The sequence below is a fragment of the Streptomyces sp. NPDC048484 genome (assembly GCF_040651415.1).
Lineage (GTDB): Bacteria > Actinomycetota > Actinomycetes > Streptomycetales > Streptomycetaceae > Streptomyces.
This window is the reverse complement of sequence record NZ_JBEZJY010000081.1, coordinates 1-24,574: the sequence shown is the minus strand read 5'-3', so window position 1 is coordinate 24,574 and position 24,574 is coordinate 1. Positions and strand designations below refer to the sequence as shown.

The 24,574-nt window shown below is 69.4% G+C and carries 26 protein-coding genes; 3 read left to right on the top strand and 23 right to left on the bottom strand.

Annotated elements, in window-relative coordinates; genetic code table 11:
* Nucleotides 1-227: 227 nt before the first annotated feature.
* Nucleotides 228-449: a hypothetical protein gene (locus AB0D14_RS42595; protein ID WP_362790221.1), complete on the bottom strand. Its 222-nt coding sequence runs from the start codon at nt 447-449 to the stop codon at nt 228-230.
* Nucleotides 450-1,217: 768 nt separating this feature from the next.
* Between AB0D14_RS42595 and AB0D14_RS42590 the strand changes: the two genes are divergently transcribed.
* Nucleotides 1,218-2,621, top strand: coding sequence for a hypothetical protein (locus AB0D14_RS42590; protein WP_362790218.1), 1,404 nt, complete (start codon nt 1,218-1,220; stop codon nt 2,619-2,621).
* Between the two features lie 187 nt (nt 2,622-2,808).
* Complete coding sequence (locus AB0D14_RS42585; protein WP_362790216.1) at nt 2,809-4,107, top strand: hypothetical protein; 1,299 nt, start codon at nt 2,809-2,811, stop codon at nt 4,105-4,107.
* A 93-nt stretch (nt 4,108-4,200) separates the two neighbouring features.
* Here AB0D14_RS42585 and AB0D14_RS42580 read toward each other — a convergent pair whose 3' ends face one another.
* From AB0D14_RS42580 to AB0D14_RS42540, 9 genes are all read right to left on the bottom strand, one after another.
* On the bottom strand, nt 4,201-5,106 hold the full coding sequence (locus AB0D14_RS42580) for a hypothetical protein (protein WP_362790213.1): 906 nt from the start codon (nt 5,104-5,106) through the stop codon (nt 4,201-4,203).
* A gap of 509 nt (nt 5,107-5,615) precedes the next feature.
* Nucleotides 5,616-6,527 (bottom strand): replication-relaxation family protein, encoded by a 912-nt coding sequence (locus AB0D14_RS42575; protein ID WP_362790211.1) that lies wholly within the window; start codon nt 6,525-6,527, stop codon nt 5,616-5,618.
* Nucleotides 6,528-6,760: 233 nt separating this feature from the next.
* Nucleotides 6,761-6,958, bottom strand: a complete 198-nt coding sequence (locus AB0D14_RS42570) for a hypothetical protein (RefSeq protein ID WP_362790208.1) — start codon at nt 6,956-6,958, stop codon at nt 6,761-6,763.
* A gap of 154 nt (nt 6,959-7,112) precedes the next feature.
* Nucleotides 7,113-7,781, bottom strand: coding sequence for a hypothetical protein (locus AB0D14_RS42565; RefSeq protein WP_362790205.1), 669 nt, complete (start codon nt 7,779-7,781; stop codon nt 7,113-7,115).
* Between the two features lie 191 nt (nt 7,782-7,972).
* On the bottom strand, nt 7,973-8,452 hold the full coding sequence (locus tag AB0D14_RS42560) for an RDD family protein (protein ID WP_362790202.1): 480 nt from the start codon (nt 8,450-8,452) through the stop codon (nt 7,973-7,975).
* Nucleotides 8,453-8,725: 273 nt separating this feature from the next.
* A complete protein-coding gene (locus tag AB0D14_RS42555) occupies nt 8,726-9,442 on the bottom strand; it encodes a hypothetical protein (protein ID WP_362790199.1) in 717 nt (238 codons plus the stop codon).
* Nucleotides 9,443-9,623: 181 nt separating this feature from the next.
* The gene (locus tag AB0D14_RS42550; protein WP_362790196.1) at nt 9,624-10,187 is read right to left on the bottom strand and encodes a YcxB family protein; all 564 of its coding nucleotides are present in this window, start codon (nt 10,185-10,187) and stop codon (nt 9,624-9,626) included.
* A 212-nt stretch (nt 10,188-10,399) separates the two neighbouring features.
* Nucleotides 10,400-10,738, bottom strand: coding sequence for a hypothetical protein (locus tag AB0D14_RS42545; protein WP_362790193.1), 339 nt, complete (start codon nt 10,736-10,738; stop codon nt 10,400-10,402).
* Nucleotides 10,739-10,784: 46 nt separating this feature from the next.
* Nucleotides 10,785-11,807: a phosphoadenosine phosphosulfate reductase gene (locus AB0D14_RS42540; protein WP_362790191.1), complete on the bottom strand. Its 1,023-nt coding sequence runs from the start codon at nt 11,805-11,807 to the stop codon at nt 10,785-10,787.
* Nucleotides 11,808-12,007: 200 nt separating this feature from the next.
* Between AB0D14_RS42540 and AB0D14_RS42535 the strand changes: the two genes are divergently transcribed.
* Nucleotides 12,008-12,733 carry a hypothetical protein gene (locus tag AB0D14_RS42535; RefSeq protein ID WP_362790188.1) on the top strand — a complete coding sequence of 242 codons (726 nt, stop codon included), beginning with the start codon at nt 12,008-12,010 and terminating at the stop codon, nt 12,731-12,733.
* Here the strand turns inward: AB0D14_RS42535 and AB0D14_RS42530 are convergent.
* The 13 genes from AB0D14_RS42530 to AB0D14_RS42470 all read right to left on the bottom strand — a co-directional run bounded on the left by AB0D14_RS42530 (nt 12,625) and on the right by AB0D14_RS42470 (nt 24,227).
* Nucleotides 12,625-14,487, bottom strand: a complete 1,863-nt coding sequence (locus tag AB0D14_RS42530; protein WP_362790186.1) for a pentapeptide repeat-containing protein — start codon at nt 14,485-14,487, stop codon at nt 12,625-12,627. The two genes, AB0D14_RS42535 and AB0D14_RS42530, sit on opposite strands and share 109 nt — an antisense overlap.
* 700 nt (nt 14,488-15,187) lie before the next feature.
* Nucleotides 15,188-15,706 carry a DUF6248 family natural product biosynthesis protein gene (locus AB0D14_RS42525; RefSeq protein ID WP_362790183.1) on the bottom strand — a complete coding sequence of 173 codons (519 nt, stop codon included), beginning with the start codon at nt 15,704-15,706 and terminating at the stop codon, nt 15,188-15,190.
* The gene (locus AB0D14_RS42520; RefSeq protein WP_362790180.1) at nt 15,703-16,335 is read right to left on the bottom strand and encodes a hypothetical protein; all 633 of its coding nucleotides are present in this window, start codon (nt 16,333-16,335) and stop codon (nt 15,703-15,705) included. The genes AB0D14_RS42525 and AB0D14_RS42520 overlap by 4 nt, the downstream gene beginning before the upstream one ends.
* Before the next feature lie 84 nt (nt 16,336-16,419).
* Nucleotides 16,420-17,640 carry a hypothetical protein gene (locus AB0D14_RS42515; protein ID WP_362790178.1) on the bottom strand — a complete coding sequence of 407 codons (1,221 nt, stop codon included), beginning with the start codon at nt 17,638-17,640 and terminating at the stop codon, nt 16,420-16,422.
* A gap of 8 nt (nt 17,641-17,648) precedes the next feature.
* The gene (locus AB0D14_RS42510; RefSeq protein WP_362790175.1) at nt 17,649-18,767 is read right to left on the bottom strand and encodes a DNA-processing protein DprA; all 1,119 of its coding nucleotides are present in this window, start codon (nt 18,765-18,767) and stop codon (nt 17,649-17,651) included.
* A gap of 133 nt (nt 18,768-18,900) precedes the next feature.
* Nucleotides 18,901-19,368, bottom strand: a complete 468-nt coding sequence (locus AB0D14_RS42505; protein WP_362790173.1) for a single-stranded DNA-binding protein — start codon at nt 19,366-19,368, stop codon at nt 18,901-18,903.
* Between the two features lie 44 nt (nt 19,369-19,412).
* On the bottom strand, nt 19,413-20,225 hold the full coding sequence (locus AB0D14_RS42500; protein WP_362790171.1) for a hypothetical protein: 813 nt from the start codon (nt 20,223-20,225) through the stop codon (nt 19,413-19,415).
* A 30-nt stretch (nt 20,226-20,255) separates the two neighbouring features.
* The gene (locus AB0D14_RS42495; protein ID WP_362790168.1) at nt 20,256-20,867 is read right to left on the bottom strand and encodes a cell envelope biogenesis protein OmpA; all 612 of its coding nucleotides are present in this window, start codon (nt 20,865-20,867) and stop codon (nt 20,256-20,258) included.
* A gap of 55 nt (nt 20,868-20,922) precedes the next feature.
* Nucleotides 20,923-21,309, bottom strand: coding sequence for a hypothetical protein (locus AB0D14_RS42490; protein ID WP_362790166.1), 387 nt, complete (start codon nt 21,307-21,309; stop codon nt 20,923-20,925).
* A gap of 161 nt (nt 21,310-21,470) precedes the next feature.
* Complete coding sequence (locus tag AB0D14_RS42485) at nt 21,471-21,806, bottom strand: hypothetical protein (protein WP_362790163.1); 336 nt, start codon at nt 21,804-21,806, stop codon at nt 21,471-21,473.
* A 100-nt stretch (nt 21,807-21,906) separates the two neighbouring features.
* Nucleotides 21,907-22,284, bottom strand: coding sequence for a hypothetical protein (locus tag AB0D14_RS42480; RefSeq protein WP_362790160.1), 378 nt, complete (start codon nt 22,282-22,284; stop codon nt 21,907-21,909).
* A gap of 83 nt (nt 22,285-22,367) precedes the next feature.
* Nucleotides 22,368-23,840: a ParB N-terminal domain-containing protein gene (locus tag AB0D14_RS42475; protein ID WP_362790157.1), complete on the bottom strand. Its 1,473-nt coding sequence runs from the start codon at nt 23,838-23,840 to the stop codon at nt 22,368-22,370.
* 186 nt (nt 23,841-24,026) lie between these two features.
* On the bottom strand, nt 24,027-24,227 hold the full coding sequence (locus AB0D14_RS42470) for a hypothetical protein (RefSeq protein ID WP_362790154.1): 201 nt from the start codon (nt 24,225-24,227) through the stop codon (nt 24,027-24,029).
* Nucleotides 24,228-24,574 lie beyond the last annotated feature (347 nt).

Sequence of the window (24,574 nt, the reverse complement as noted above, 5' to 3'; positions counted from 1 at the left end):
GCCCCCCCACCTTACACAACCACCCCCTCATATACTTTTTCCCTACCCCTCGCCCCGCCCCACCCCCCCCCTCCCCGGGGGGGGGGGGGCGGGGGGGCCCGCCCCCCCCCCCGGGCCGCCCGCTGCGCAGTCGGTAGTGCGCACCGATTGCGCAGCGGGGATCACACCGTCGTGCAACGCGGGCCGCGGGACCCGGTTGGTGGCCCGGACCGCCGCCGCGGGCGGCCTCAGTCCGTCCCGGAGTCTCCAAGGAGGGTGTCGCGGACCGACGCCGCCACGACACGGAACGTTCCGGAGAACGCTCCGCCGATCGCAGCCAGGCCGGCCCTCTTCGTGAAGTCCTTCCGCTCCGAGGCCTTGTCCCCGGCCTCCTGCGCGGGCTGCGCTGGACGCCCACCGACCGCTGTGCCGGACGGATCCGGGCTGGGGGTGCCCTGCTCGTTGCTCACTTGCTCCTCCACGAGCTGTATCGGAAAGGTGCGCCGTACCGGACGGGGACGGCGATGAGGACGATGGAAGACCCAGGGGTTAGCCCCGCAACTCGGCGTTTCGAGGGGCGCGTTCAGCAGATCCGCGTCAGGAAGCACGACGCTGGGATGCGAGCCCTCGACCCACCACTCGTCCATGTCGGCTTCCGTCGGTTCCGGAGATTTCGTGCGGTTCCCCGACGGGCCTGGCACGGAAAGCCCCTGCCGATGGCAGGGGCTCGCGTTGAGGCCAAGAGATCAGACCCGAGACACCCATTCAAGGGCGGGCCGCATCACCTCCGGTATAGCGACGATGTGGCGGTGCCGCCTCAAGTCCGTGCGCCCCACATCGTCTGGGAGGGGAGCCGCTGCCGTCACCGCGTACAACTCGGGGCACTGGCGTGCGTCTCCGAGAAGACGTACGCCGGGGTGAACCACGAGCACGACGCGCCTGGTCTGAACCGCGCAGCACCCTGCCGTCATGAGCACCAGGCGGCCGCGCGCGTGGCAGCTGCCCGGCGGCGTGGTCGGCCCGACCACGCCCCCGACCATGGCAGCCCGGCGTGCATGTTGCCGGATCGTGATCGATGGTCGGGGGTTGTGGTCGCCGCTGTGGTCGGGGTCGACGGGTGAGCTGCCGTGCATGGATCTCACGCGCGTCTCCTCGCCCGCGGGCACCGGCCGTCTCGCTTCCGCGAGCGGTGTGGGATGCCCCGGCAGTCGCGCGCACAGCGCGCTTAGGGACGCGCGATGACCGGAGCACGAATCCGTCGAGGCTCGATGGCCGGCGACCAGTTCACCCAGATCGCCAACGGCCTGTTCCGCGACGGCCGCGTCAGCTTCAAGGCGAAAGGCATCTTCGGATACATCAGCACCCATCAGGCCGGCTGGCAGGTGACCGTCGCCGGCCTCGTCCGCTCCGGACCCGACGGACGGGACGCGGTACGCACCGGACTGAAGGAACTGGAGACCCACGGCTACCTGATCCGCGAACGCCTGCGCCGTACGAACGGCACCCTCGGCGAGATCGTCTACTCCATCACCGACCACCCCACCTTCGTCGACGCCCTCATGGCGGACGCCGCCACGGTGCTCCACGCGCCGTCGGCACCCAGGGACGGCCAGGGCGACTACGGCATGGGCATCCGGCGCGGCGTGATGGCCGGCGACCAGTTCACCCAGATCGCCAACGGCCTGTTCCGCGACAACCGCATGTCCTTCAAGTCGAAGGGGCTGTTCGGACTGATCAGCACCCATCGCGAGGGCTGGCACATAACGGTCGCGGACCTGGCCCGGCGGGGTCGCGAGGGCGTGGACGCGGTGACGACCGGGCTGGATGAGCTTGCGCGCCAGGGCTTCCTGCAGCGGGACCGCGACCGTAATCCCGACGGCACCCTCGGCTCGGCCACGTACTTCATCACCGATCTGCCTGCCCTGCAAAGCACCAGGTCGCAACCAGAGTCGGGAAATCCAGGACTGGATAACCCTACGTTGGCTGACCGCCCCACAAAGAACACCATCAGTAAGAAGACCAACAAGCAGAAGACCAGTTCCCTCCCTCCGTGCGCCTCCGGCGAGCGCACGAGCGGCCGCCCGGCTGCGCCTGGGCAGTGGACGGACACGCCGGCGCCGCAGGATCTGGATCCGGGCACCCAGCTGCTGTTGTCGATCGGCTCGGCCCACCCCGAACTGCTCCTGCAGGAGAAGGCCTTGTACGACCAGGGCCGGGTCATCACCGCGATGCTGGACGCCGGCTGGAGCTCCGAGCAACTGCGCCACGTCATCACCAGCCGCCCGCTGCCGAGCCAGATCCGCACCTCCGTCGACGCGATCGTCGCCGCCCGACTGCGCTCCGCCCAGCTCTACCCGCCTCCCGTTGCCAGCGTCGACGACATCGCCCCGGACGAACTCTTCTCGACGCCGAAGCCCTCCACGACGGCCCCCGCCGACCGCTCGGTCTCCCGGGCGCTCACCTACCGGGCGCTCGTCGAATGCGCGGGCTGCGGCAGGCCCGGCACCGCCCCGGTGAAGACCTCTGTCCGGCCTGCCTCGACTGGCCGCTGTGCCGCACCTGCCCCGGGCCGACTCCCCGCCGCGCTCACCCCGACGGCGACGGCCGCTGCGCGACCTGCACCTCTGCCCTGGCCGCCATAACCGACCTTCTGGAAGGGAGCACTTCGTGATGGACACGCTCCGCACACCACCCCGGACGGCATCCCAGCAGCGTCTCCGTCCCTTCGCCTGCGATCCGAAACGGTGGGAGGACGAACGATCGCGCGCGCTGCAGTCCGGCCATGGCTGCCGCGACACTGCGTGCACCGGCACGTGTGAGCCCGTGCTCGTGTACGAGCGCACCGGGTGGGGGTGGCTGGCCTGGACGGTGCCCGGTGACGGCACTCTGCCCGAACTCCCTCGGCAGATCGGGGTGCTCACCCCGGACGCGACGCTGACCCAGCGGCTGGCCGTGCGCTGGCTGACCCGGCGTCCCGCCTGCCGCATCGCGCTGGCCCCCGCGAGCTCCGCATCCCTGCGGCTCTCCGCGGTCGCCGTGGGGGTCATCAGCCTCGTCGCTGCACTGTTCGCCCTCGGCCGCGGCATCCCCGGCGACCTGGTGCTGCCCGGCATGCTGCTCGCCCCGTTGCTCGCCGAGCACCTGCCCGACCGGCTCGACGCCCGGGCCGGCGAACACGTCCGCAGCGTCGAAGGAGACGCCGCCTGCCAGTACCTGCAGCGTCTCGCGGTCCTGCACACCTACGTCGTCCAGGCCGCCGCCGACAGCGACCGCCACGAACTGCGCCGCTCGGCCGAGATAGGCCAGAACCTGCTGTGGGACGCCGCCGGCCTCCTCCAGACCCAGGACACCCGCTCGGCCTCGGCTCAACTGATCGACCGCGAGCGGCTGATGGTCCAGCTCGCCGATCAAGTCGCCCAGACCCTGGAGCGCACCCGCACCGAAGCCCGCTCCGGCACGGAGAACCAGCCCAGCGGCCAGGAAGGCCCGTTGGGCCCGTACCCGCCCGGCTTCGAACCGGCGGCACGGCCAGCACCTCGACGCGAGCCCGGCACTTCACCGCTGAAGGGATACCGCCCCATGACCCAGGAGCAGCCCGACGACGACGTCCACACCACGGACGTCTATCTGCTCTTCGCACACGAGCCGTACTACCTCGGTGACGGCTCCCAAGAGATCAACACCGTCGTGGTAGCCGCCGCGTCCCTGCTCCACCCCCAGGTACGACAGCCCGACGGAGCTCAGATCCACAACCGCCTCACCCAGGGACGCAAGCCGGGCGAGATCATCCCGCTGGCCACCCTCACCCACGAACTGGGCGGCGGCGCCGACTGGCCGACGGTCGGCGACTGGGAGAAGGTCACGACCGACCTCGTCCAGCTCGTCCACGACAGGGAGTGCGACGCCCTCAGCCTCGGTCTCCCCGAGATCGCGCGTGCCCTCATCATCGCCGGCCCGCACAGTCACGTGCGCGCCTTCGACACCGTAGCCGAGGAGTTCATCGCCTACGGACCGAAGGAGCGTGCCGCGGTTCTGGCCGAGGTCGACATGTTCCTCACCGGCCTCGTAGCCGAGCAGGCCTTCTGGCCGGGGGATGGCCTGCTGCCCCCGCTCTTCCGCCAGGCGTGAGGGGCTACCGACGAACAAGGCGTAGCGGATCGGCCCAACAGCACGGCGCCCCAGACCAGAGTCTGGGGCGCCGATTCTTGCTCTTCGGTGCGGTCAGGGCGCCGCGGATCGGCGTGCGGCCAACTCCTCGACGCGGGGGCGTCTCCACCGCTGCTGACGCGGCCGGCCGGCACTGCCGCGGCGGTACTCGAGCCCGTCCGGCTCGTCTAGGCCGGGGAGGTAGCCGTGGCCGAGTGCGCTGAGGAAGCTGTCCGCGTCCTTGTATCCGAGGATCAGGGCGGCTTCCTCGGCTCCGACCAAGTCCTCGTGCTCCTCGCCGGCGGTCGGCAGCACGCCGCGTCGGCGGGCGACAGCGACGACGGTAGCGCGGCGCCACTTGTTGCTGGGCCGTCCGCGGACACCCTCCTTCTTCTCCGTGTCGTCCGGCTTGGGCAACTCCGGAATGCGGCCCTGGGAGAGGGCGCTGGAGAAGGAGGCCGCGCTGCCGTAGCCGAGCAGGGCGGCGATCTCTGCCGTGCCGAGCAGCTCGTCGGGGTCGCCGTCCACCGACACCTCGGGCAGCGGGACGGACGCCGCTGATCCGCGACGGCCCTTGCCCGGTCGGCTGGTGGCCCAGGCGACGATGGTGCCGCGCCGCCAGTGCGGGCCGTCTCCACCACCGTGGTCCGGCTGCGGGAAGTAGTCGGGCCGGTCACGGAAGTAGCCGTCGATCGTGGCCGTGCCGGTGTATCCGAGCAGCTGGGACACCTCCTGCTTGGACAGCAGTTCGTCCTGGTCGGCCTCCAGCACCGCGGTCGGCAACGTGCGCTGCTTCGGCGCCCGCCGGGCGAAGAACGCGGCGACCTCGGCGTAGTGCCACAACCGCTTCCTGCCCTCGGTACGGGCCACCTGAGGGAACCCGCTGTTCGGGTCGTTGCTCAACTCGCTGACCCGGGACTTGCTGATGCCGAACTCCGCCACGATCTGCGCGGTGTCCACGAGCCGGTCGGCCTGCGACATCACTACCCCTTGAGATGGATCGGCAAGACGGTGCTGGCGCCCGGGCTGAGCGCGACAGGTTCGATAATGCCAAATTGGCTCGGGTGGGGTCCAGCCCGCAGGTCAGCCGCCTGCGAGCAACGGAAGTTGAGTCCCGTGGGTGAGGGCGTCCGGCTGGCCGACTGACGACGGCGGGGAGCAGCGAGGTCAGTCCGGTGGATCAGCGAAAAGTCGGGCGGTGAGGTAGAGGAGGGCGCCGAGGGAGGCAACGAACAGTCCGACCGGCACCCACTCGTTCCACCGTCCCCCGAGAACACTGGGAGAGGACACGCCCGGGCCGCTGCTGCCGGAACGGAGACTGCCGAGCCACCGAGCATGAGAGGCAGCCCTCTCCGATGCCGGCGCCAGCCGCCGTGACGGTGCCGCACAAAGAAGTACAGCCCGGTGAAGTTGGCAATCCCACCAGCCAGGGCCACCAGGCTGAACTCGTTGAGCATGTCCGACCCTTCTGGTCCGCACGGACGACGGGATCACAGATCGGTCCACGGGCGGGGCTCGCCCCCAGTCAACGGCACCCACACCGACCCGGACGGACCGTGCTCCTCGATGTCCTCCAGGACGACGGCTCCCAGCTGAACCTCGCGGGCGAGGGCCGCGACGAGCGGGTGCTGAGCGACCATCGCCTGCAGATCACTGATCCGGTCGCCTAGCCGGGTCCGGGAGGCGCCGGTGAGCACGAAGAGCAGGCGAGGGAATACCGGGTACCAGCGAAGCCAGGCCGGGCCGGTGGAGACGGGCCGGCGGCGGCCGACGGGCTGGGCTTCGTACTGGAATGCCCGCGCATACTCGATCAGCTTCACGGCCAGGCGCTCGCTGCTCATGGTGCTGCGATCGACTTCCACGAACGCGCGCAGTTTCCGCCGGTGTTCGCCGTCGACGACGGTGTAGTGCATGACGGCGTCGGCGACGAGCCGCTCGCCCTCACCGATGGGGTGAGCCACCTCAGGAGTCCAGTCCCACGGGCCGTGCTCGTGCCCGAGCCTGCGGGCGTCTGCCGCAAACGGCAGGTGGGACCGTACGACGGTCAGTGTGTGCGGAGTCTTGAGCGACGCTGCGGTTGTCGAGGTGATGGGGTACGGCGGACGGCCACGCAGGATGGGGAGATCGCGGGTTACCCGCGCCCCCTCGGGGGTGAGGTACCAGGCGTGCGTACGCGACCGGTCCGAGTCCGGCAGCGGGGTGAGGTCGATGAAGCCTGTGGAACGCAGCTTGTTCAGCACGCGGGAGACCAGTTGGCGGGAGCTGTCCGGCCGCAGCATCTGGCGCAACTGGCCGGTCGTGGCCATGCGGTGCAGGGCGAGCGCGGTCAGGACCTGCAGGCGCAGCGGTTCAGCGGGGCTGGGGGCCAACTCGGCCGCCGCAGCTGATGTGGGACGGGTCATGGAGAAGAGGCAACGCTCAGCCCCCGACCCGACCCCCGACCACGAGACCCCGACCAAGGTCACAATGCAGGAACACTCTCGTGGTCGGGGTCATGGTCGGGGCTCCACGGCCCCGACCATGCGACTTCGCCAGAGCTCAGGAGTACCTGCGACCGCGCTGGTTCTCAGGGAGGAGCAGCCCACGGTGGCGGTCAGGGGCGCCTGTTCCACATCCCGGAGCCACTCGGCTCTGGTCAGTTGAGGATGAGGCGGCGCACAGCGAGGCCTTCGTCGAGGTGGATGTCGACCACCGTGCCGAGGCGGCGGGCAAGCTCGTGGTTGCCGCGCGCATTCTCCTCGACCTGACACGGGCGGGCCGCAGCGGCATCCTTCAGGGCCGTGGTCACAAGCCCCTCGACGGTGGCCGTCGCGCTGGCGGTGCCACAAGCCATGCACGCATCGCGGTCAACGTTGAAAAGCGCCGCAGCCTCCGCAGATGAAGCTGGTCACGGTGCTTCCCATCGCTCTGCGGTGATCAGGGCAGAGTTCAAGAACAAGCTGAGCTCATGATGGTGACGGCTCACCACCGTGCGTTGAGACGCGTGATCACTTCTCCACCGGGCGAATGTGCAGTTCGGCCAGGAAGGCCTGGACATCCGTGGCCGTCTGCGCCGGTGTCGGCCGAGGTCCGGAAGGGATCACCGGCTGGGCGGTGACGGTGGCCGTGTTGTTGCCCCAGACGCAGCGTGAACTGGTCGTGTTCGCGACCCCGTACTTCACGCATCGCAGCTTGCCCCCAACAGCGCCGGGAGCGTAGTTCCGTACTCTGCCCGAATCTACACTCGTGTTGAGAAGTACCGAGATGACCTCGTCGTCCTCACCCGGATCGGAGACGTCGACGGGCGGGTTGAGTTCCAGGGTGACCATGTAGGACTTCTTGCCGTCCGGGCGCACGTAGGTCGCGTGAGCTTTCTCCTTGGTCGGGTTGAGATTGTCGCCACCGTGCGTCGCCGACCACAGCGACTTGTCGTCCTTGCCCGCGAGCCGGTAGCCAGCGAAGCCGACCGGCATCTCGGCAGTGTGCTTGACCGGTGCCTCGTCCTCATCCCCCGTCGCGAGCCAGATCCCGACTGCCGCCCCGGCCACGAGGACGACGGCAATGGCTCCACCGATCCCCCTTCGACGTTTGCGGAGCCGGGCCGTCCGCTCCCTGGTGGCCGCCCAGTCGATGGGGCGTCCCAGGGGCCCGGCATCAGGGGCGGCCGGTGGGCTCATGTGCGGAGCATCGTCAAAATCGGAGGGCGTCCCGGGGTTCGGCATGTGGTTCTTCCTTGAGTACTCGGCTCGGTGCCACTCAACAGTTGGGTGACTGGACTTCCTCGACCATGACGTTCTGGATGGCCATGCGTAGGAGAGCGCCGGTGTACTGCGACCCCACAGCTCAAACATGGCCTACGGAGTTCGCATCAGGAAAGGGTTGCGTCCCGCCGCACCACCCGCATCCCCACCGCGTCCTGCTGTTCCACGTCGCTGTCCGTGGCCACGTGGATGGGGACGAACACCACCATCCAGTAGAAGCCGAACAGCCAGCGGCCGATCAGGCGGAGGAAGGCGGGGCGGCCGCCGTCGGAGGTGCGGACGACCCGTACGCCTGTGGTGAGCTTTCCGAGGCTTGCGCGGGTCACGAAGGTGAGCAGGACGTGGTTGAGGAAGGAAAATCCGAACGCCACGCCCAGAGCTGCGGCCCAAACCGTGGGGGAATGGAGGCGGAGTTCGACGACTCCGCCGACAACCTTGACACCCACTGCGGCTCCGGCTGCGAGGCCGCAGAAGAGCGCCAAGAGGGCGTCAAGGCAGGCGGCGGTGACCCGGCGGGTTGGTGTAGGGGCCGGGGGGCGAGTGGGGGTACGTTGCTGGCCGGCCACAGCGCTTCCCTCAAACCGCATACCGCATATCTCCCATAATCTGCAGTCGACGAGGGCAGTTGTTCTGGAACTGTCAGAGGCCCTTGTCCAGTATCGCCTGTGAACTCGCGACGTTAAATCTCAAACTGAAAAGGGCGATGGCCGGTCCGCAGCAGCAGGTGCTGCTGCGGGGCGTGGTGGCGAACCACGCCATGCCGGCCATCGTGCGACACCCGGTCCGCAAGGGACCAACGCCCAAAACCGGGGGCCGCGTTCATGGGGTGGTGCGCGGAGGTCCGCTCACCACCGGGGGTACTACTTCCTGGACCGCTGGGCGGCCTGCTGGAGGATGCGCCGGCGCGTCCATCGTCGGCGCCCGTTCTGGCGCCCGGCATTCTCGGCGACCCCGTCCGTGGTCTTCAGGAACGGAAGGTTGCCCTGGGACAGGCTGCTGGAGAAGGAGCCGACGCTCTTGAACCCCAGCAGGGCGGCCGCCTGGCTCGCCCCCAGCAGCTCGTCGGGATCACCGTCGACCGAAACCTCGGGCAGAGGCGGCGCCTCCTTGCCTCCGGCTCGCCTTCCGCGGCCGGGCCGGGTGGCCATCCACTCCTGCAGGGTCTGTACCTTCCACAACTGTCGGCGGTAGCGGTTCGCGGCCGTACCCAGCTCTTCGACGACGTCCGGTTCGGGGAAGTAACCGGGGTGGTCGCGCACGAAGGTGGTGACCTGGTTGGGGTTCTTGTAGCCGAGATACCTCGAGGCGTCCGCGGCGTTCAGCAACGTCTCCGGGGCGAGGGAGGGCGGTGCGTGTTCAGCGAGCCGCGCCGGCGCCCGGTGGGAGAACCACTTGGTGACCTCCGCGTGGTCCCACAGGCGGGCGCGGCCGCGCTTGTCGACAGGCTCAGGGAATACCTCGCTGACCGTGTTCTCCGCGCGCCCGGTGTAGAGGCCGGTGATCCGTGCGGGTGTCAGGCCCTGTTCAGCCGCGATCTCGGCAGCGTCGGCCAGGCGAGGCTCACGGCGCGAGGTCATGGCAGAACCGTCCGTCCTGTCAGCAGTGAGCCGGCCAGCCCGGCTCACAACGCAAATAATGGCAGGAGTTGCGGTTGGAGGTCCAGTCCGCGGCTCAGGGTTTTTTTCCGGCGGCAGCGCCTGAGCCGAAGCGCGATAGTTGTCACGGAGGCGCGCCTGTTGCCACAACGGCGGACACCTGTCACACGCGAGGGGTGTACTGGTCCAGGATCGCCCGTAGCCGCTCAAGATCCCCAGCCTCATGCGCGCCCCGCTTGGGCAAGACGTCGAGGCACATGATGTTGGGATCCCGGCTGAGCAGGACAAAGTGACCTGCCGTTTCCCGGTAACCCTGGAAAACGGACCATTTCTGGATCAGTGTGTTGTGGTCGGTACGGCAGGTGATCCCGGCCGGAGACACGGTGGCGCGGTACTCGCCCTGCCATCCGACGAGCCGCTGCACCTGGGCGGCTTGCAGCCGCGGGTATCCCCACACCATCAAGACGACCAGCAGGAACACAGCCGTCGAGAACACGTCGACACCGCCGCGGACGACGGTGGAGACCAGCCATTGGCCTACCCCCAGGAGGAGGAATGCACCCCGCAGCAGTAGCCCGGTCCACTTGATCCGCTCACGGACCCGCAGGCCGACCAGGGTGTCGGCAGACTGGGGCCGGTACGCCAGTTCAACTACGGTCCGCTCATCCACGACATTGTCAGAGGTTTCCGTGTTGTTCGTGCCTTGGTCGCTCTGGCCTTCGGCCATGGTCCCTCCCCGTTCAAGACATGCGGATCATAACGAACTGAAGTTCACAAGCGCCGGAGCTGGTGACCACCACCGTGCCTCGCGCAGTTCTGGTGACAGATAGCGCGCTGATCCGGTGAATACCAGCGTGCTCTGCTCGATCGAAGCCGCAGATCAGCGGACACCAGCGGTGACAACTATCGTGCTTCGGCTCAGCGCCCGCGGCGCACGGCCTACTCCTCGGGGATCAAGCAGATACCGCAGCGCGCGGCGGCCTCGGCCATCTCCGCGTACGCCATGGCGGCCGGCGTCATCTCCCACTCGACCAGGGCCAGCAGCAGGATCACCTCGTCGCGGTCCTGCGAGGCATCACAGGGCATACCGGCCGTGTCTGCGGCGAACATCAGATCCGCGGAGGCGAGTCCGCCGAGGCGCGCTGCCACATCCCGGTGCAGATCCTGAAGCCCCTGCTGGTACAGCTCGTTCGCCTCGCTCAGGAGCAGTACCAGGTCCTCGCCGTGGCTGGCCGGTGCCGCCGCAGCTAGGTCGAGGATGCGCTGGGTCGTCGTCATCGTCATTGAGTATCCATCCCTGATGGGGGTGAGTGCCGGGTGGTGGTCAGCTGCAGCCGTCGCACATCGGGCGGCGGCCGCTGTCGCGGGCCAGCTCGGGCTTCTTGCGGGGCTCTTCCTTGAGTTCGGCCCGCACCTGGTTCTGCAGGGCGGCGAACTCCGGGCCGTCGTCCGGGCAGACGACGCCCGGGTCGATGCCGCACGTTTTTGCATGCCGAATGAGGTCGGCGATGCGCCTGTCGGCGCGGAAGCTGTCGCCCCGGACGTGCTCGACCTCGGCATACAGGTCGGCGAGCCGCGGCCGCCGACCGCTGGAGAGCAGCAGGTCGGGAAGAGACCCGTAGCTGCACAGGGCGCAGGAGCAGCGCGTGTTGCCCCGCCAGTCGCCGGCACCGGGCACGGAGTCGTACGACCAGCAGTACGGCACCGGCGCGCTGGTGTGCCACTCCTTGACCGCGTCGGTTGGCCAGTCCTTGACGGGTAGCCACTCATCCACGATCCGCGCGGAGTTGGCCAGCACTGTACGGAAGGGCGGACGCTTCTTTCGGTCGGCTCCCTCGTCGCTGCGCAGACCCATGACCTTCAGGATCCGCACCGGGCGGCCGAGCTCGCGCTTGAGGCGGTTGACCATCGGCGTCCAGGCGCTCGAGACCACGCCCTCCTTGGCGTACTTGCGGCAGTAGGGGCTGCCCATGCGCGGGAACCGGCCGTACGCCGCGATCTCGGTCAGCAGGCTGCGCGGCATCGGGTTGCCGTCCGGACCGGGCATCGTGCGGGTGACTTCGATGTGACGGTCCGGAGGTACCCCGAAGGCGGCACTCTGCATGGAGGCGAGCTCGGAGACGCCCGGGTAGCGGGTGCCCTCGAACACGACCGGAGGCCACTCCAGCACTCCGAGGCTGGAGTGGTAAGAGATCACACGGTCTTCGACGCCGGCGGTCCGGACCGCGTCCATGAACACGGCCATCATCACCGCGCTGTCCTTGCCGCCGGACAGTTGGGGTGCGAGCAGATCGTAGGTGGTCAGGTCGGGCACGCCGGACGGGGCGAGGGCAAGACTCGTAGCCATGGGTTCCTCCAGAAGGGGACGGGACAAAGACGGCGGAACTGCGACCGCGCCGGGCTGCAGGTAGTGAGCGCTGGGTAAAGGAGACCACCCCCGACAACAACGACTTCCGGGTCACCTACGAGGGCTGTCTGTCGGCATCGCGGGCCCTGTCCGCGCGACCCGGCGGAGGGCATGACCCCGGTGTCCTGAAGGTCACGGACATGGACGCGGTCGTCGCCGCGATCCGCGACCGCAAGCGCCAGGACGGCACCGCAACCCTCGCCTACGGATCGCGCGCCGAGCTCCTGGCGCACTTCTGCCAGCTGCTCGACTTCGGTCGGCGCCTGGAGATCCTCGACCATGTCGTCTCCGTCTTCGCCCGCCATCCGCACCACAAGATCCCGTATGAGGACCCCGCCGAGGACATGGCCGGCAAGGCCATCCCGGAGTACGTACTCGCCCAGCTCGATGCCCGCATCCACTTGATCGGCGAGGACTTCACCTACGGGGACATGGCGCCCGACGTGGTGAAGGCCATGCTGCGCACCGTCTATATCCTGTTGCGCGATACCGGCCGTCGCCCGTGGGAAGTGCGCTGGCTGCGGATGGACTGCCTCGAAGCGCAGGACCGCGAGTACATCCTGATCTGGGACAACCACAAGGCCCGCCGCAACCGGCGCCGCCTGGAGATCGGCAGGGAGACCGCCTTTGCCATCCAGGAGTGGCTCGCGATCCGTCGGACTCTGAAGGTCCCCGCCCGCTCGAGAACCTTCCTTTCGGTGCAGAACCGGCCTGATCGTCAGCCGATCTTTCGTCGCGTCGGCGGGAGCTCTGTCGGTCAGCGCTTGACGCGGTTACGGACCGCGAGGACCGCGAGGCCCAGCAGGACGGGCTCGGTCAGGCGGGATGCCATCTCGATGTATGCGCCGGCGGTGGTCAGGTCCTGACCGGAGGAGCGGAACACCACTGAGTTGATTGTGACGTTCAACGCCTTCTCGAAGCGCTCGCCCGTGAACCTGTCCCTTGGGTTCTGCGGATCGTCCTTGTCGATCTCGAAGGTGACCTTGCCGCCGCCTGCTGGGATCGTCCCGGTCAGCTGCTGCTTCGGTGTGTCCTGGGCGATGCCGAAGCCCATCAGCAGCAACACGGTGGCGAGCATGGTGGCCGCGAGCCAGTACATGGCCCTGGAGGCCCGCAGGCCGTATCCGGACAGGGCCCAGTAGCCGTGCAGCAACCAGCGCTCGGTACGGGTCGTACCCTCATGGTCGTGTCGGCGCATCTCCATCTCGCCGTAGTAGAAGTCCGCCGCCCCCGGCTCGTTCTTGCCGTCCTCGAATGCCTTGCGCAACGCCCGGTAGGCCGGTTCCAACTGTGCCGGTCCCACGTCTCCAGCCCCGAGAACGCCCGTGTTCCAACCTCGGGCCGCGCCCGACCTGCTCGCCCGCCAGTGCTGCTCCTCGGCCAGTGTGCGGCGCACCGCGAACCGCGGCCCCCGCCCTACTCCGGCAGGGGGCGGAACCTTGTCGAAGACGCAGGCGCCCTCCAGTCTGAGCTGATCCAGATGCACGGCCCCGGTGAACAGGCACCGCGACAGATCGACATCGGCGAGGACCAGGTGGGCAGCATCCACCCCGCGCAGCGATGCAATACGAACCGATGCATCGGGCGCACCGGCGAACGCCTGCTCAGTCATCGCCCGCCCGTCGGTAAGGGCGAAAGAGCCGATCTCCGCCGCGATCGTCAGGGGATACTCGAAGACGGCGTGGGAGAAGTCCACGGTGGCGTACCGCAAACGCAGCTCAGAGATCGCCGACCACCGCGTGCGCCGACAGTGCACACGACGTGCAGCAAGCGTAATGACGACCGCGCTTATGAACTCCGTCCCGGACAATTGCACCCGCCCCGCACATACCAGCGGCCCAAAGCTGCTCGCGCGCTCAAAAACAGCCCGCTGGAAGAACACGTCTTTCCCGAAATGGGCCCCCTCACAATCAAAATCCACTCGGAAGGTCGCCGAGTCGAACCGGGCGTTCTTGGTGAAGGTCGCCGATCTAAAACAGGCGGTCCCGTTGAAGGTTGCAAAGGCGAACCAGGCATCTTCAGGGAAGGTTACTCCCTCGAACCAGGCGTTCTTGAAGGTGGCCGATCTGAATTGGGCGTGACTGAAATTCGCCCCTTCAAAATCGGCGTCCCTGGTGAAGTTCGCCGCTTCGAAATCCGCTTCCATGGGGAAAGTTACCGAGCCGAACTCAACGTCACCAGTAAAGGACGCCCGGCGAAACGAGGCGGTCCTGGTGAAGGTCGCCGTGTTGAACACGGCGTCCTTGGTGAAGGTGGCCGATTTGAACTGGGCGTGATTGAAGTTCGCCGCTTCGAACTGGGCCTGCCGGGTGAAGGTGGCCTCTTCGAACTGGGCGCGCCCGGTGAAGGTCGCCGAGCCGAACCAGGCGTCCCCGGTGAAGGTCGCCGAATCGAACCAGGCGTCCCCGGTGAAGGTCGCCGAATCGAACTGAGCTTGACCGAGTTGAAGGTTTCCGGTGCTGGGGTCTCGGAGGGCGTTGAGGAGATCTGCGAGTAGGGGTTCGGTGAAGGTGGTGCCACGGTGGTCGATGTCGTCCCCGGGCCCCAACCCGGCCAGGTAGGTAGCACGGTCGTTGGCGGCCAGGTGGGCGAAACAGGCAGTGTGGCCGGGGACGTGCATACCTCGGCATCCGACGGCATTGTCCGGGGTGCTGTCCTGGCCGCAATGCGGCCAGTAGGGCGGAGTCGGAGCGGGGACGGGGCTCGGGTGCGACATACCCGGAGGGACGCGTGGGCATGGGCGGGCAGTTGCGGAGATGAGCCCCAATGGCCGGCCGTCGCTCCCACATACATGGAAGACGGCGGGGCGCCCTGATCAACGCCGTTTGCGACGCCGTCCTTCCCCCGTGGGGCGCCGCCGGGGCCGACCGCTGCCCCAGGCACCCGGTACGTTCACCGGAACGACTCGTACTCGTCGTCCTCCCCGCCGACGCCGCGGTCGTCGTCGCTGAGGAGGTCGTTCACCTCGTCCTCGGCCAGCTCGCGCTTCTCGTCCATGGCCCCTCATGATGCCGACCCTCCCTCATCCAGCGGCGAGGAACGTGACTGATATGCCTGCACAAGCCATGAGCCTGTGACCAGCAGTTGCACTTGACAGATGCAGATAATCCCGTACGAGCCGGAGTAATGGTGTGCGAGCACGAACCCCTTGCCGGACTCCTCGTCGGGGATGACGTCCACGGTGTAGCGGCGAGCGTCGAAGCCTCCGTCCCGGACATGCGCCCAGGAATGTCGCCGCTCGCGCCACCTCTGGCACCAGGGCGACGCGGTCGGTACCTCCGGCAGGTCCTCGAACGGCAGGGTCTCCTGGACCGGGGACCTCACGGTGCCTCCCCGTCCCCGCGCTCCTGCGGGCCGCTTGCGAAGAGGGGGAGCTGTCCCTCCGGGGCGGCTGCAGGCCGGTGCGCGGGGACGGCGTGCTGGGCGGCAGGGGGGTTCTCGGGTTTGCCCGTGTCGGCGGTCTCTTCGACGTCCGCCGGGTGAGGGCAGGGGCAGAGCCACCGGCAGGGCCGCTGGCCCGGTCCGTACCGGATCACGGCGACGACGAACCCTTGGGCGTCGGTGATGGTGTCGGCGTGCTCGTCGACGCGGGGGCCGCCGGCGCTGACGCACCGGTCGTGGTGCCCGGAGGCACAGCCGGGGCAGATGCCGCGCTCGCAGGAGCACCAGCGGTGGAAGCCGCGGGGGTAGGCGTCATCGATCTTGCGCAGTTCCTTGGTCCAGGCGTGCGCGCGGACCCAGGCGCCTTCCTCCTCGGTCATCGGGGAGGGCACGGTGGAGGGGATGGGGCCGAGGATGCCCATGATCGCGGCGCCGATATGGCGCAGGCGGGTCGTCATGTCTCGTCTCCGAACAGGGTGGGGGTGGTGTGGAGTTCGTTCATCCAGGCCAGGAGGCGGGGGAGGTTGGTGTCGGGCCCGAAGGCGAGGTAGGTGCCGTCGCAGCTGGTGCAGCCGAAGGCCTGCGCGATGCGCAGCCGCCGGCGGGAGTTGACGCGGCCCATGTGGACGGCCAGGCCGCGCTCCCGGGCCTCAACGGCCAGCCGGTGGGCGGCCGGTGAGGTCTTCCATGCGGTGGAGCCCGCCAGGAACAGGACGTCGATCGAGTCCCAGGGAATGAGGCCGTGCTCGCTGCCGTCCTGGGCGGCGAACGCGGTCGGGATGCCCAGGGCGCGGATGGGCTCCAGCCAGGGCAGTGACTCGGCGAGGGTGGCCGCGGCGTCCATCGGGACGTCGGGGGCGACGGCCCATAGGCAGCGGTCGGGGCCGTAGCGGTTGACGGTCGCCGTCAGCCACGCGAACCAGGCCTGTTCGCCGGGCCATCCCTTGCCGAACTTGCCGTTGTCGCACGCGTACAGGGCGCCGGGCGGGATCACGTTGCCCTGGGCCGGGGTCGTCATGCAGGCCAGGAGTCCGGCCTGCATGGCGGCCCGTACGTCAGCTCCGGACGGCGTGGCCAGGTACAGCACGGCGGAGAAGCGAAGGAGGAGCAGGGGCTGAGGGCATGGATGCGCGCACGGGAAGTCCTTCCGGAGGTGGCGGTGAGGGGTGGTTCAGACGAGGGGGAGCTGAGCGGCGGAGCCCGATACGAGGGCGTCCCAGTGCTGCTCGAAGTACTTGTCCTGCTTGTCGATCACGCGGGCGGGGGCGGTGACGAAGAGTTCCTCCGCCATCGGCCAGCCCTGTGCGCGGGGGCGGAGCCAGGCCCGGGCGCGCCCGTACACCGGGTCGTGCTCGACGTCGACGCCGTGCCGCTCGGAGATGGAGATCAGGCGACTGGCCAACTGGTGCGGGCGGCCGAGGTCGACGCGCTCGGTGGAGCGCTTTACCGGCCGGCGCCTGCCGTCCTCGGACAACAGGAACAGGCGGCGCACGTGGTAGAGCGCCCACGGCATGGCGAGCTCGCGCTCGAACGCCTCCAGGCACGCCCGGTCCCTGGGCTGGGCTGGGTCGAAGAGCTCCAGGAGGCTCTTGCGGCCGTAGAGCTTCGCGTTCGGGTTGAGGCTCATCGCCGTGTACTCCAGGCGCAGCACCTTGCCGGCGATGTCCGGGTGGGAGCGCATGCGCTCCATGTGGGCGGGCAGCGCGCCCATGGATGCGGAGAAGCAACAGAAGGTGCAGTACGACTTCGGCCAGAGCACGTCGAACCGCTTCAGCAGGTAGGCCTCGCACTGCTGCCGGTGCCAGCCCCAGTCAATGAGCGGGAACTCCCCGGTACGTCCGGGCATCTTCGAGGTGATCTGGTCGCTGAAACGGCGGCCTTCCTCATCGGCGTTGAAGCCCATGATCTGCCGGAACGGGCGGCCGCCGAAGACCTGCTTGAGCCACCAGTCGCCGACGTCGCCCTTCGCCCACAGGGAGCATTTGCGGGTGCCGGCCACCTGGGGCACCGTGCCGACGGATTCCTGGTCGTCCCACAGTGTCCACGGCCCGCGCGCGAAGAGCTGCTCGGGCTGGCGGGAGTCGTCCAGGATCGTGAACCCGTCGGCCTGGAGGTGCCCGTTGCGCGCCAGCTGGACGAAGCGCACGCCGTTCTCGCGCATCAGCGGGATCATGAACTCGTCGGCCAGGAGCCGGGTTTCGGGCCACTCGCTGCCGGTGGCCATGTAGAGGACGGCGGTGCGGTCGAGGTCGATCCCGTGGGCGTCCGGGGCGGTGAGCATTTTGGTGATGTAGGCGGTGCTGTCAGCGCCGGCACCCCAGTTGATGACGGTGTCCAGGTTGTCGTCGGCGGTGAGGCCGGGCAGTGACGGCGTGTACGCCGTAGGGGACATGGCGGCGGTCACTCCTCGAGGGGCCGGTCGGTCAGCCGCTGGGCGGAGACGATGAGAAGGAGGTCGTCGGCGGGCCACGGGTCGCAGGACTCCCAGGGATCGCCTTGGGACAGCACCACCACCTTGCCGGGCGTAGTGACCAGGCAGCACACGCCGCATCCGCACGACGGGTCGAACGGCTCGGGGTGGGCGATGTAGGGGGTGCTGAAGTAGTCGGCGCCGTGCTCCCAGACCGCGGCCAGGAGCAGGTCGCCGTCGGCGATGTCGCCGGCGCGGGCCACGCGTGCGTGCGGCAGGGCGAGTGCGAGGTGGGGGTCCGGGCTGTTCACGGCGAGCTGCTTGTCGATGAGGCGGGCGTTGCCGCTGGAGCGGACGTCGCCGGTGGCGGGCGCGGCGAGCAGGGGCCGGTGGAGGCCGACCGCGGTCTCGGCCGCGTGCATCGCCACGACGTGGTCCAGGGCCTCGACGAGGATCACTGCCCGGGCGAGCATGGCCAGCAGGGCGGCGCTGGCCTTCAGCGTCGCGCCGCTGGCTTCGGTGCCGGGCCGGTAGAGGCTGACGGCCGCGCCGCCGCTGCCGAGGATGGAGCGCAGCAGCGCGGCGTGGGCGTGGGGGTGGGCGCCGTCGAGGCCGCGCGGCAGGACGGCGAGGGATGCCCGGCCCGTCTCGGCGGCGGCCCGGTGGGCGGTGGCGTCGACGCCGTAGGCGAGCGTGGCGGTGATCGTGTGATCGGCCTCGGCGAGGGCGGTGGCGAAGTCGTGCGCGCGGGTGACGGCCTGCTTGGTGGGGACCCGGTTGCCGGTCACGGCGACGGCGCTGTTGGTCAGCTGTGGCAGTCGCTCGCGGCCGCGGACCCACAGGCCCAGCGGGCAGGCCGGCCCCAGGTCGGCGAGGGCGGTGGGCCACTCCTCGTCCGAGGGGATGACGAACGGGCAGGTGAGCTCCGCTTGGGCGAGTTCCTCGTGCGGCCGGTAGTGGGCCAGGCGCCCGCTGCCGTCGCTGCGGACGCGCCGGTCCCACACCTCGGCCGGGGTGTAGTCGTCGAGGTCGGCGGCGAGTTGGCCGGGGGCGAAGTGGGCGGCGAGCGCGGCGCGTGCGGCTCGTTCGGACAGGGCGTGTGCGGGCATGGTCGGCCGGCCTTTCGGGCGGGGTGCGGCACCGGCAGGCGAACCGGTGCCGCACCAGGGGCGGGCGAAGGGGGAAGTGGCCAGCGGCCGACGGGAAGGGGAGGCTGTCGGCGGCTGCGGTGGAGGGGGCGGGCTAGGACCAGTTGGAGGCCCGCTTTCCTTCCCACCAGGCGGGCGGGCTGCCCGGTCGCCCGGTGGGAGGTCGGGACGTGGTGGCGGGCTGGGGCGCCGTGGGCGGGGCGGTCGGGCGTGCGGCGATCGGGCTGGGCAGGCTGGTCTCGGTGTAGGCGATGCGCCTGCGCAGGCTGATGCCGAGGTCGTCGATGCTCAGGTAGATGGAGTTGTCCCTGATTTCGGTGATGCGCCCCTTGGCCAGGACGTTGACCCCGTCGACGAGCGATTCGGCGGCGTTGCTGGCCAGGTCCCGCCAGGCGGTGCAGATGTAGGGGATCGGGGCCCCGTCCCGCCACTTCTGTGCGGCGGTGTCCCACTGTGTGGGGGTCTCGGTGAGGCGGAACCGGCAGACGGCGATGCCGTCGATGAAGCGGACTTCCACGTCACCGGCGATGGTGCCGGTCACGTGCGTGACGGACGGGGCCATGCGAACACCTCCTACTACAAATAATAGTGTTTCTTGGGTGTTGGTCAACCCCCTTGTCGGCGCTTGCCGCCGCCGGAGAGTGAGGTACGGCGGGCGAGGCGCCGGATGAGCGCCTTCCACCCGGTCGGCTCCGCCGGGGCCGACGGCGGGGTGACGTTGTCGAACACCGTGGCGTCCTCGATCTCCACTTGCATCGGGACCGTGCCGTCGGCCCGGACCAACTGCTCGTCGGTGGTGTCCAGATGAACGGAGACCCGTACGGCCCCGCGGTCGGCGTCGAGGTAGACGAACACGAGGATCCCGCCGATCTCGATGCAGGGCAGGCCTTCGTCGTCGGGGCTTTCCTGCGGGTGGAAGAGCGCCGAGCTGTTCGCCATCGCGCAGGCGTCGGCGTCCGAGAGGCTGAGGTTGAGGGGCGCGCGTACGTGACGGGAGACGGCGGCGGGGTACAGCGTGTAGCCCCCGTCCTCGCGGCACTCCTCCGGGCCGTAGAAGAGGTCCACGGCCGCCTGGTCGTCGGCAGGCGGACGGTACGGGACACCGTCCATGCCGCCCACATTGTCCCAGGAACTGCGCACATCATGCGCCAGTGAGGCCAGGGCGGAGGCCTCGTCGGACCAGAGCGTCACCTCATCGCTGTGCCGGTCCCACTGGCGCAGCACCCATGCCCGGCCGGTCGCCTGCTGGGGAAAGCTCCCTGAGGTCCCGAAACTGAAGCGGCTCAGCCACCCTTCGAGGATGGTGCAGGCATCCGCACCTGGCCATTCGCCGGTGCGCTCCTGGAGGTCGTCCATCCGGTCGACAAGATCGATGATGGCCTCGCCCTCGGGCGTGGCCGGGTCCGGTTTGATGAACACGGCAGTCTCCTTCCGTGCGGGACGGGGCGGTCAGGACCCGTCGATGAGGGCGTTCCAGAGGTCCATCAGGTGTTGCGCATCGGGGCTGAGGGTCGCGGTGCGCAACACGCGTTTACGCAGGACGGGCGCGTCGAGGCTGATGCCGGAGGGCACATCGGGCCGTTCGGGCAGCGAGACCAGCTGGTAGTTGTGCACTTGGATCATCCAGGCCTCGTACCGGTCGGCGGGGCTCCCGCTGCGAGCGGCGTGACCCTCGTCCGTGGTGCCGGACGGGCAGGGGCAGGACGGATCGGTACAGGGCCGTCCGGCCCGGTGGCTGGCCAGGACCGGGCTGCGGCGGTAGTGCGTGACGGTGCCGTTCAGCATCGGGCAGTGCGCGGCGGTGTACGGCAGGCACTCGGGGTGCAGCGCCGGTTCCGGGGAGCAGCCCTTGCGGACGTCGGCCGGGCGGACGAGCAGGAAGCAGCGTTCGTCCAGCGGGTGTTCGCAGATCTGGCACAGGCCTCGCCGGAAGGCGTTGATGGTCTTGTCGGCGTCGAGGACGCCGAAGGCCGCGTGGCCGTCGTGGATCAGGGTCACGTACGGCACCACCAGCCCGCCCGCGAGCGGCCGGTGGGCACAGCGTTGGGGTATCGCGTGCATGGGTGAGTTCCTTCGGATCGCGGGAGTGCGTGACGAGGGCTCGGTCTGCGGGGCGTCAGCTGCTGGCCGGTGGGGGAGGGTCGGCGGGGCCGCCGGCGAGGAGCGCTTCCCAGTGGGCGTAGCGGCAGTCGGTGGCGTCGTGCAGGCGCAGGTGCAGCCAGTTGAGATTGTCTCCGGCCCGGATGACGGCCTCGGCGCCGATGGCGGCGGCCCGCGGGTAGATGGTGCCGTTGTCGGGGTCGACCAGGACGACGATCAGGCCCCGGCGGTGCGGGACGTGGCGGAGCGTGAAGTTGGTGTAGCTGCGGTCGTCCAGGAGCACGAGCGGCGCACGCTGGTACTCCTCGGGGCTGAACAGCGGCGATGGCAGGTGCAGGCGGGGGACCGGGCACGTCCGCAGGCCGACCGGATCGTCGTCGGTGCTGTCGCTGATGACCAGCACCGGGGCCTGCGGTCCTTCCCGGGGAACTTGTGCTGGGGCGGACATGGCGGTGACACGTCGCTTTCGTGAGGACCGGGGCCAGGAAAAGGCCGCGGGGAGAAGGGGAGCTGGTGGCCTGCGGGCGGGGGTGGCCGACGGGGGCTGCCCCCGCAGGGGTTCGCTCAGCCGAGCGGGTAGAGCACCAGCGCGGTGATGGCGGTGTCGGGGATGCGGTCCCCGTACAGCTCGCGCAGGCTCTCGTCGTTCTCCAGCTCTTCCGGCAGCGGGAAGACGTCGCCGACGAGCTCGCCGTGGGTCGGCGCGTACCGGGCGAGGCTGTAGCTGGAGAACGGAGAGAAGAGGTTGCCCTCGGCGTCTGGGGACAGCACGACGAGCGTGTCTCCGGGCAGTCGGCTCCAGTTCGCGCGGACCAGACGGCGCAGCACGGCGAGGGTCAGGGGGCGGTCGGGGGCTTCGCCGTCCGGGTCGGGGGACGGGGCCTGCTGCTGGTTGGTCATGAGGGCCTTTCACGTGCGGGCCGGGCTGGGAGGGTCCGGCCGGGTTGATCGGCGGGTGGAGGGCGCCGCCCCGTTGCCGGGGCGGCGCCGTCTGGCCCGGTCAGTTGTCCTCGATCACGTCCAGGCAGGAGACGGGGATGCCGTTGCCCGGGAGCCGGAAGCGCGTCGTGTTCTCGGGGATGCGGTACTTGGTGTTGCGCGGGTCGCGGCGCAGGATGCGGGTGGACTCCTCGTCCAGCAGGAAGGCCGCGCAGCTGCCGGTGCGGTTGCGCTCCTGCACGGTGCCGGTGAGGCCGCGCAGCAGGGCCGGGCGCAGCGACTCGTTGATGCGGGCCTGACGCCCGGCCACGAGTCCCGCGAACGCTTCCTTGTCGATCGCGGTGAGCCGCCGTGCGGAGGCCTCCTGGACCTTCGAGACCTTGATTGCGTCCGGCAGTTCGCCGATGAAGTCGAGGACTTCGTCCATGGTCACGGTCATGCTGGTTCGCCTCTCTTTGCCATGGGGGTGGGGGGGACCGGCCGGGCACGCCCGTGCCCGGCCGGGGATTGGGGGAGGGTTGGTCAGGCGGCGGTGTCGGGCCGGTGGCGGGCGACCGCCTGGTCCTCGACCTCGGACAGCCGATAGCTGCCGTTGTCGTCCTGGCCGAGCGCTTCGAGCAGCAGCAGGTAGCGGGCCTGTCGCACGGTGGGGTTCGACCACGTCTTGGGCTCGCGGATGTCGTACTCGCAGGCAGCGGCGACGTGCGCGAACAGGGCGTTCACGACGCGTGCCTTGGGCAGCTGCACCGCTGTCTCCGTCAGGTCCGCGTGCTCGGGCTCCTTGACGCCCAGGAACCGGGCGACTGTCTCGGACTCGTGCTTGTCGGCCCAGGAGCTGTAGAAGTAGGGGAGGGTGAGCACGATCTCCTGCGCGAAGACGCGGGCCGCATCCGGCAGGGTCTTCTGGCGCACGAGACGGGCGACGAACTCCTGACGGGGACCGGCAGCAGCCTTCCAGGCCCGGTTGCAGGCGATGACCTTGCGGCGCTCCTCCGCCCTGTGCTCGTCCTCCTGCGTCCTGGGCTTCTTCGGCTGAGGGCGGACCTTGTGGCCGTGCGCGGCCGGGTCGGCGCAGTGCCACACGGGCTGGTGCTCGTCGTCCAGCCGGGCGCTGTGGCCGGGGCAGTTCTTGTGGTTGCCCTCGGTGAGCGGATTGCCCAGTCCGCTGGTCAGCTCGGCCAGGGGCTTGGACGTGTCCTTCTGTCCGTACCCCGGCAGCCCCAGCAGCGGGATGTCCGCCGTCTTGAGGTCTTCCTCGGCCTTGGTCCGGGTGTCGGCGTCGGCCTGCTCGGCCTTGAGCAGCGCCATCTCCTGGTCCCAGTGGCCGCGCCCGCCGTTGCCCTCCGCGTGGTCGCGCTCCAGCGCTCGCATCAGACGGCGCTCTGCGCCGACGACGTGCTCGACCTCGGCGAGCTGGGCGGTCTGCTCCAGGTCCATGCCCCCGGCCGCTGCACGGCGAAGGGTGGCGTCGTCGAGCTTCTGCGCCGCCTTGGCCTGCTTGGCGGCGTTGCGGCCGACACCGAGAGCCTTGGCGGCCTGCTTCCGCTCGACGTCGCTCATGTCGATCAGGGACAGCTCCTGCGACTTCAGGATGTCGCGCTCGCTCATCCCCTCGCGGTGCTTGTTCTCGACCAGGGACAGGAACCGGGTCCAGCCGTCTCGGCCGAGCAGGTCTTCTCGCACGTGCGCCTTGATCCGGCGTACCGGGCGGCCGTCCTGTTCGGCGGTGGCGTTGGCGATCTGCTGCGCCTGTGCGCGCCGCCAGCCCTTGAAGGCGCCGTACGTGCCGTCGGGCCGGGGCCGGACACTGATGGTCTCCTCGACGCCGATCTCCTTGACGGAGTTGATCAGGTCCTCGTCCGGTTCGGTGTCCTCCTCGCGGGCGTTGTACTCGTCACGCGCCACGAGCGCGGGGTCGAGCAGGACGATCTGCGGGGCGTCCTCCTCCTTGTGCGTGGCGGGTTCGGTGGGCGGGGTCGAGACGGCGGTGGCCATGAGGCTCTCCTTCTCCTTGACTGTGCGGCGAATTGGGGTGGCTGGGGGTGGCGCCCCCTCGCTTCACATAAAATAATAGTGTCTTTTAGGGTGAGGGCTAGATACCATCTGACCTGCGAAAACGCAGCTTTGCGGGGGTGTCTGCGGTACTCCGTATGGCGGTCGGGCAGCCGCCGGGGCCCGGCCTCAGCTCAGGTCGTGCACGATGTGCCAGCAGGGGCCGGACCGGACCGTGAGCCCCACGTTCCTCACCTGCTCAAGCAGGGCGTCGTCCCGCTCGGCGCTGACCCGCAGGGAGGGCGCCGCCCGGTAGGTGTTGGGCCCGAGCTGCTCGTAACCCGATCCGAGAAAGGTGTGCTCGACGTCGCCGACCGTGAACAGCTGCACGCGTACGTCGGCCGGGTTCCCGCTGGCAGGGCGGTGGGCCTGGGTGTCCAGCGCCGTTTCGAGCGCTTCCCGATCCGTGGGGCGGCGCGACCACGACGCCGTAGACGGCGTACACGGAGTGGGGCACAGGCATGGTTCAACCTCCCTGGCCCACGGGCCGGTTCGGCCTGTGGGCAGCGCGAGCCGAGCGAGGCCGGCTGATGCGGACGGGTGCGGTCGGGAAGACAGGGCGCTCACGTGGCGCGCGGGTGCCGGCTGCGTTTGCGGGCGGGCCGGATCTCGGCGTCGAAGCCGACGCCGCCACGATGTTGCCGACCACCACGATGGTCGCGACCACGAGGCTGTTG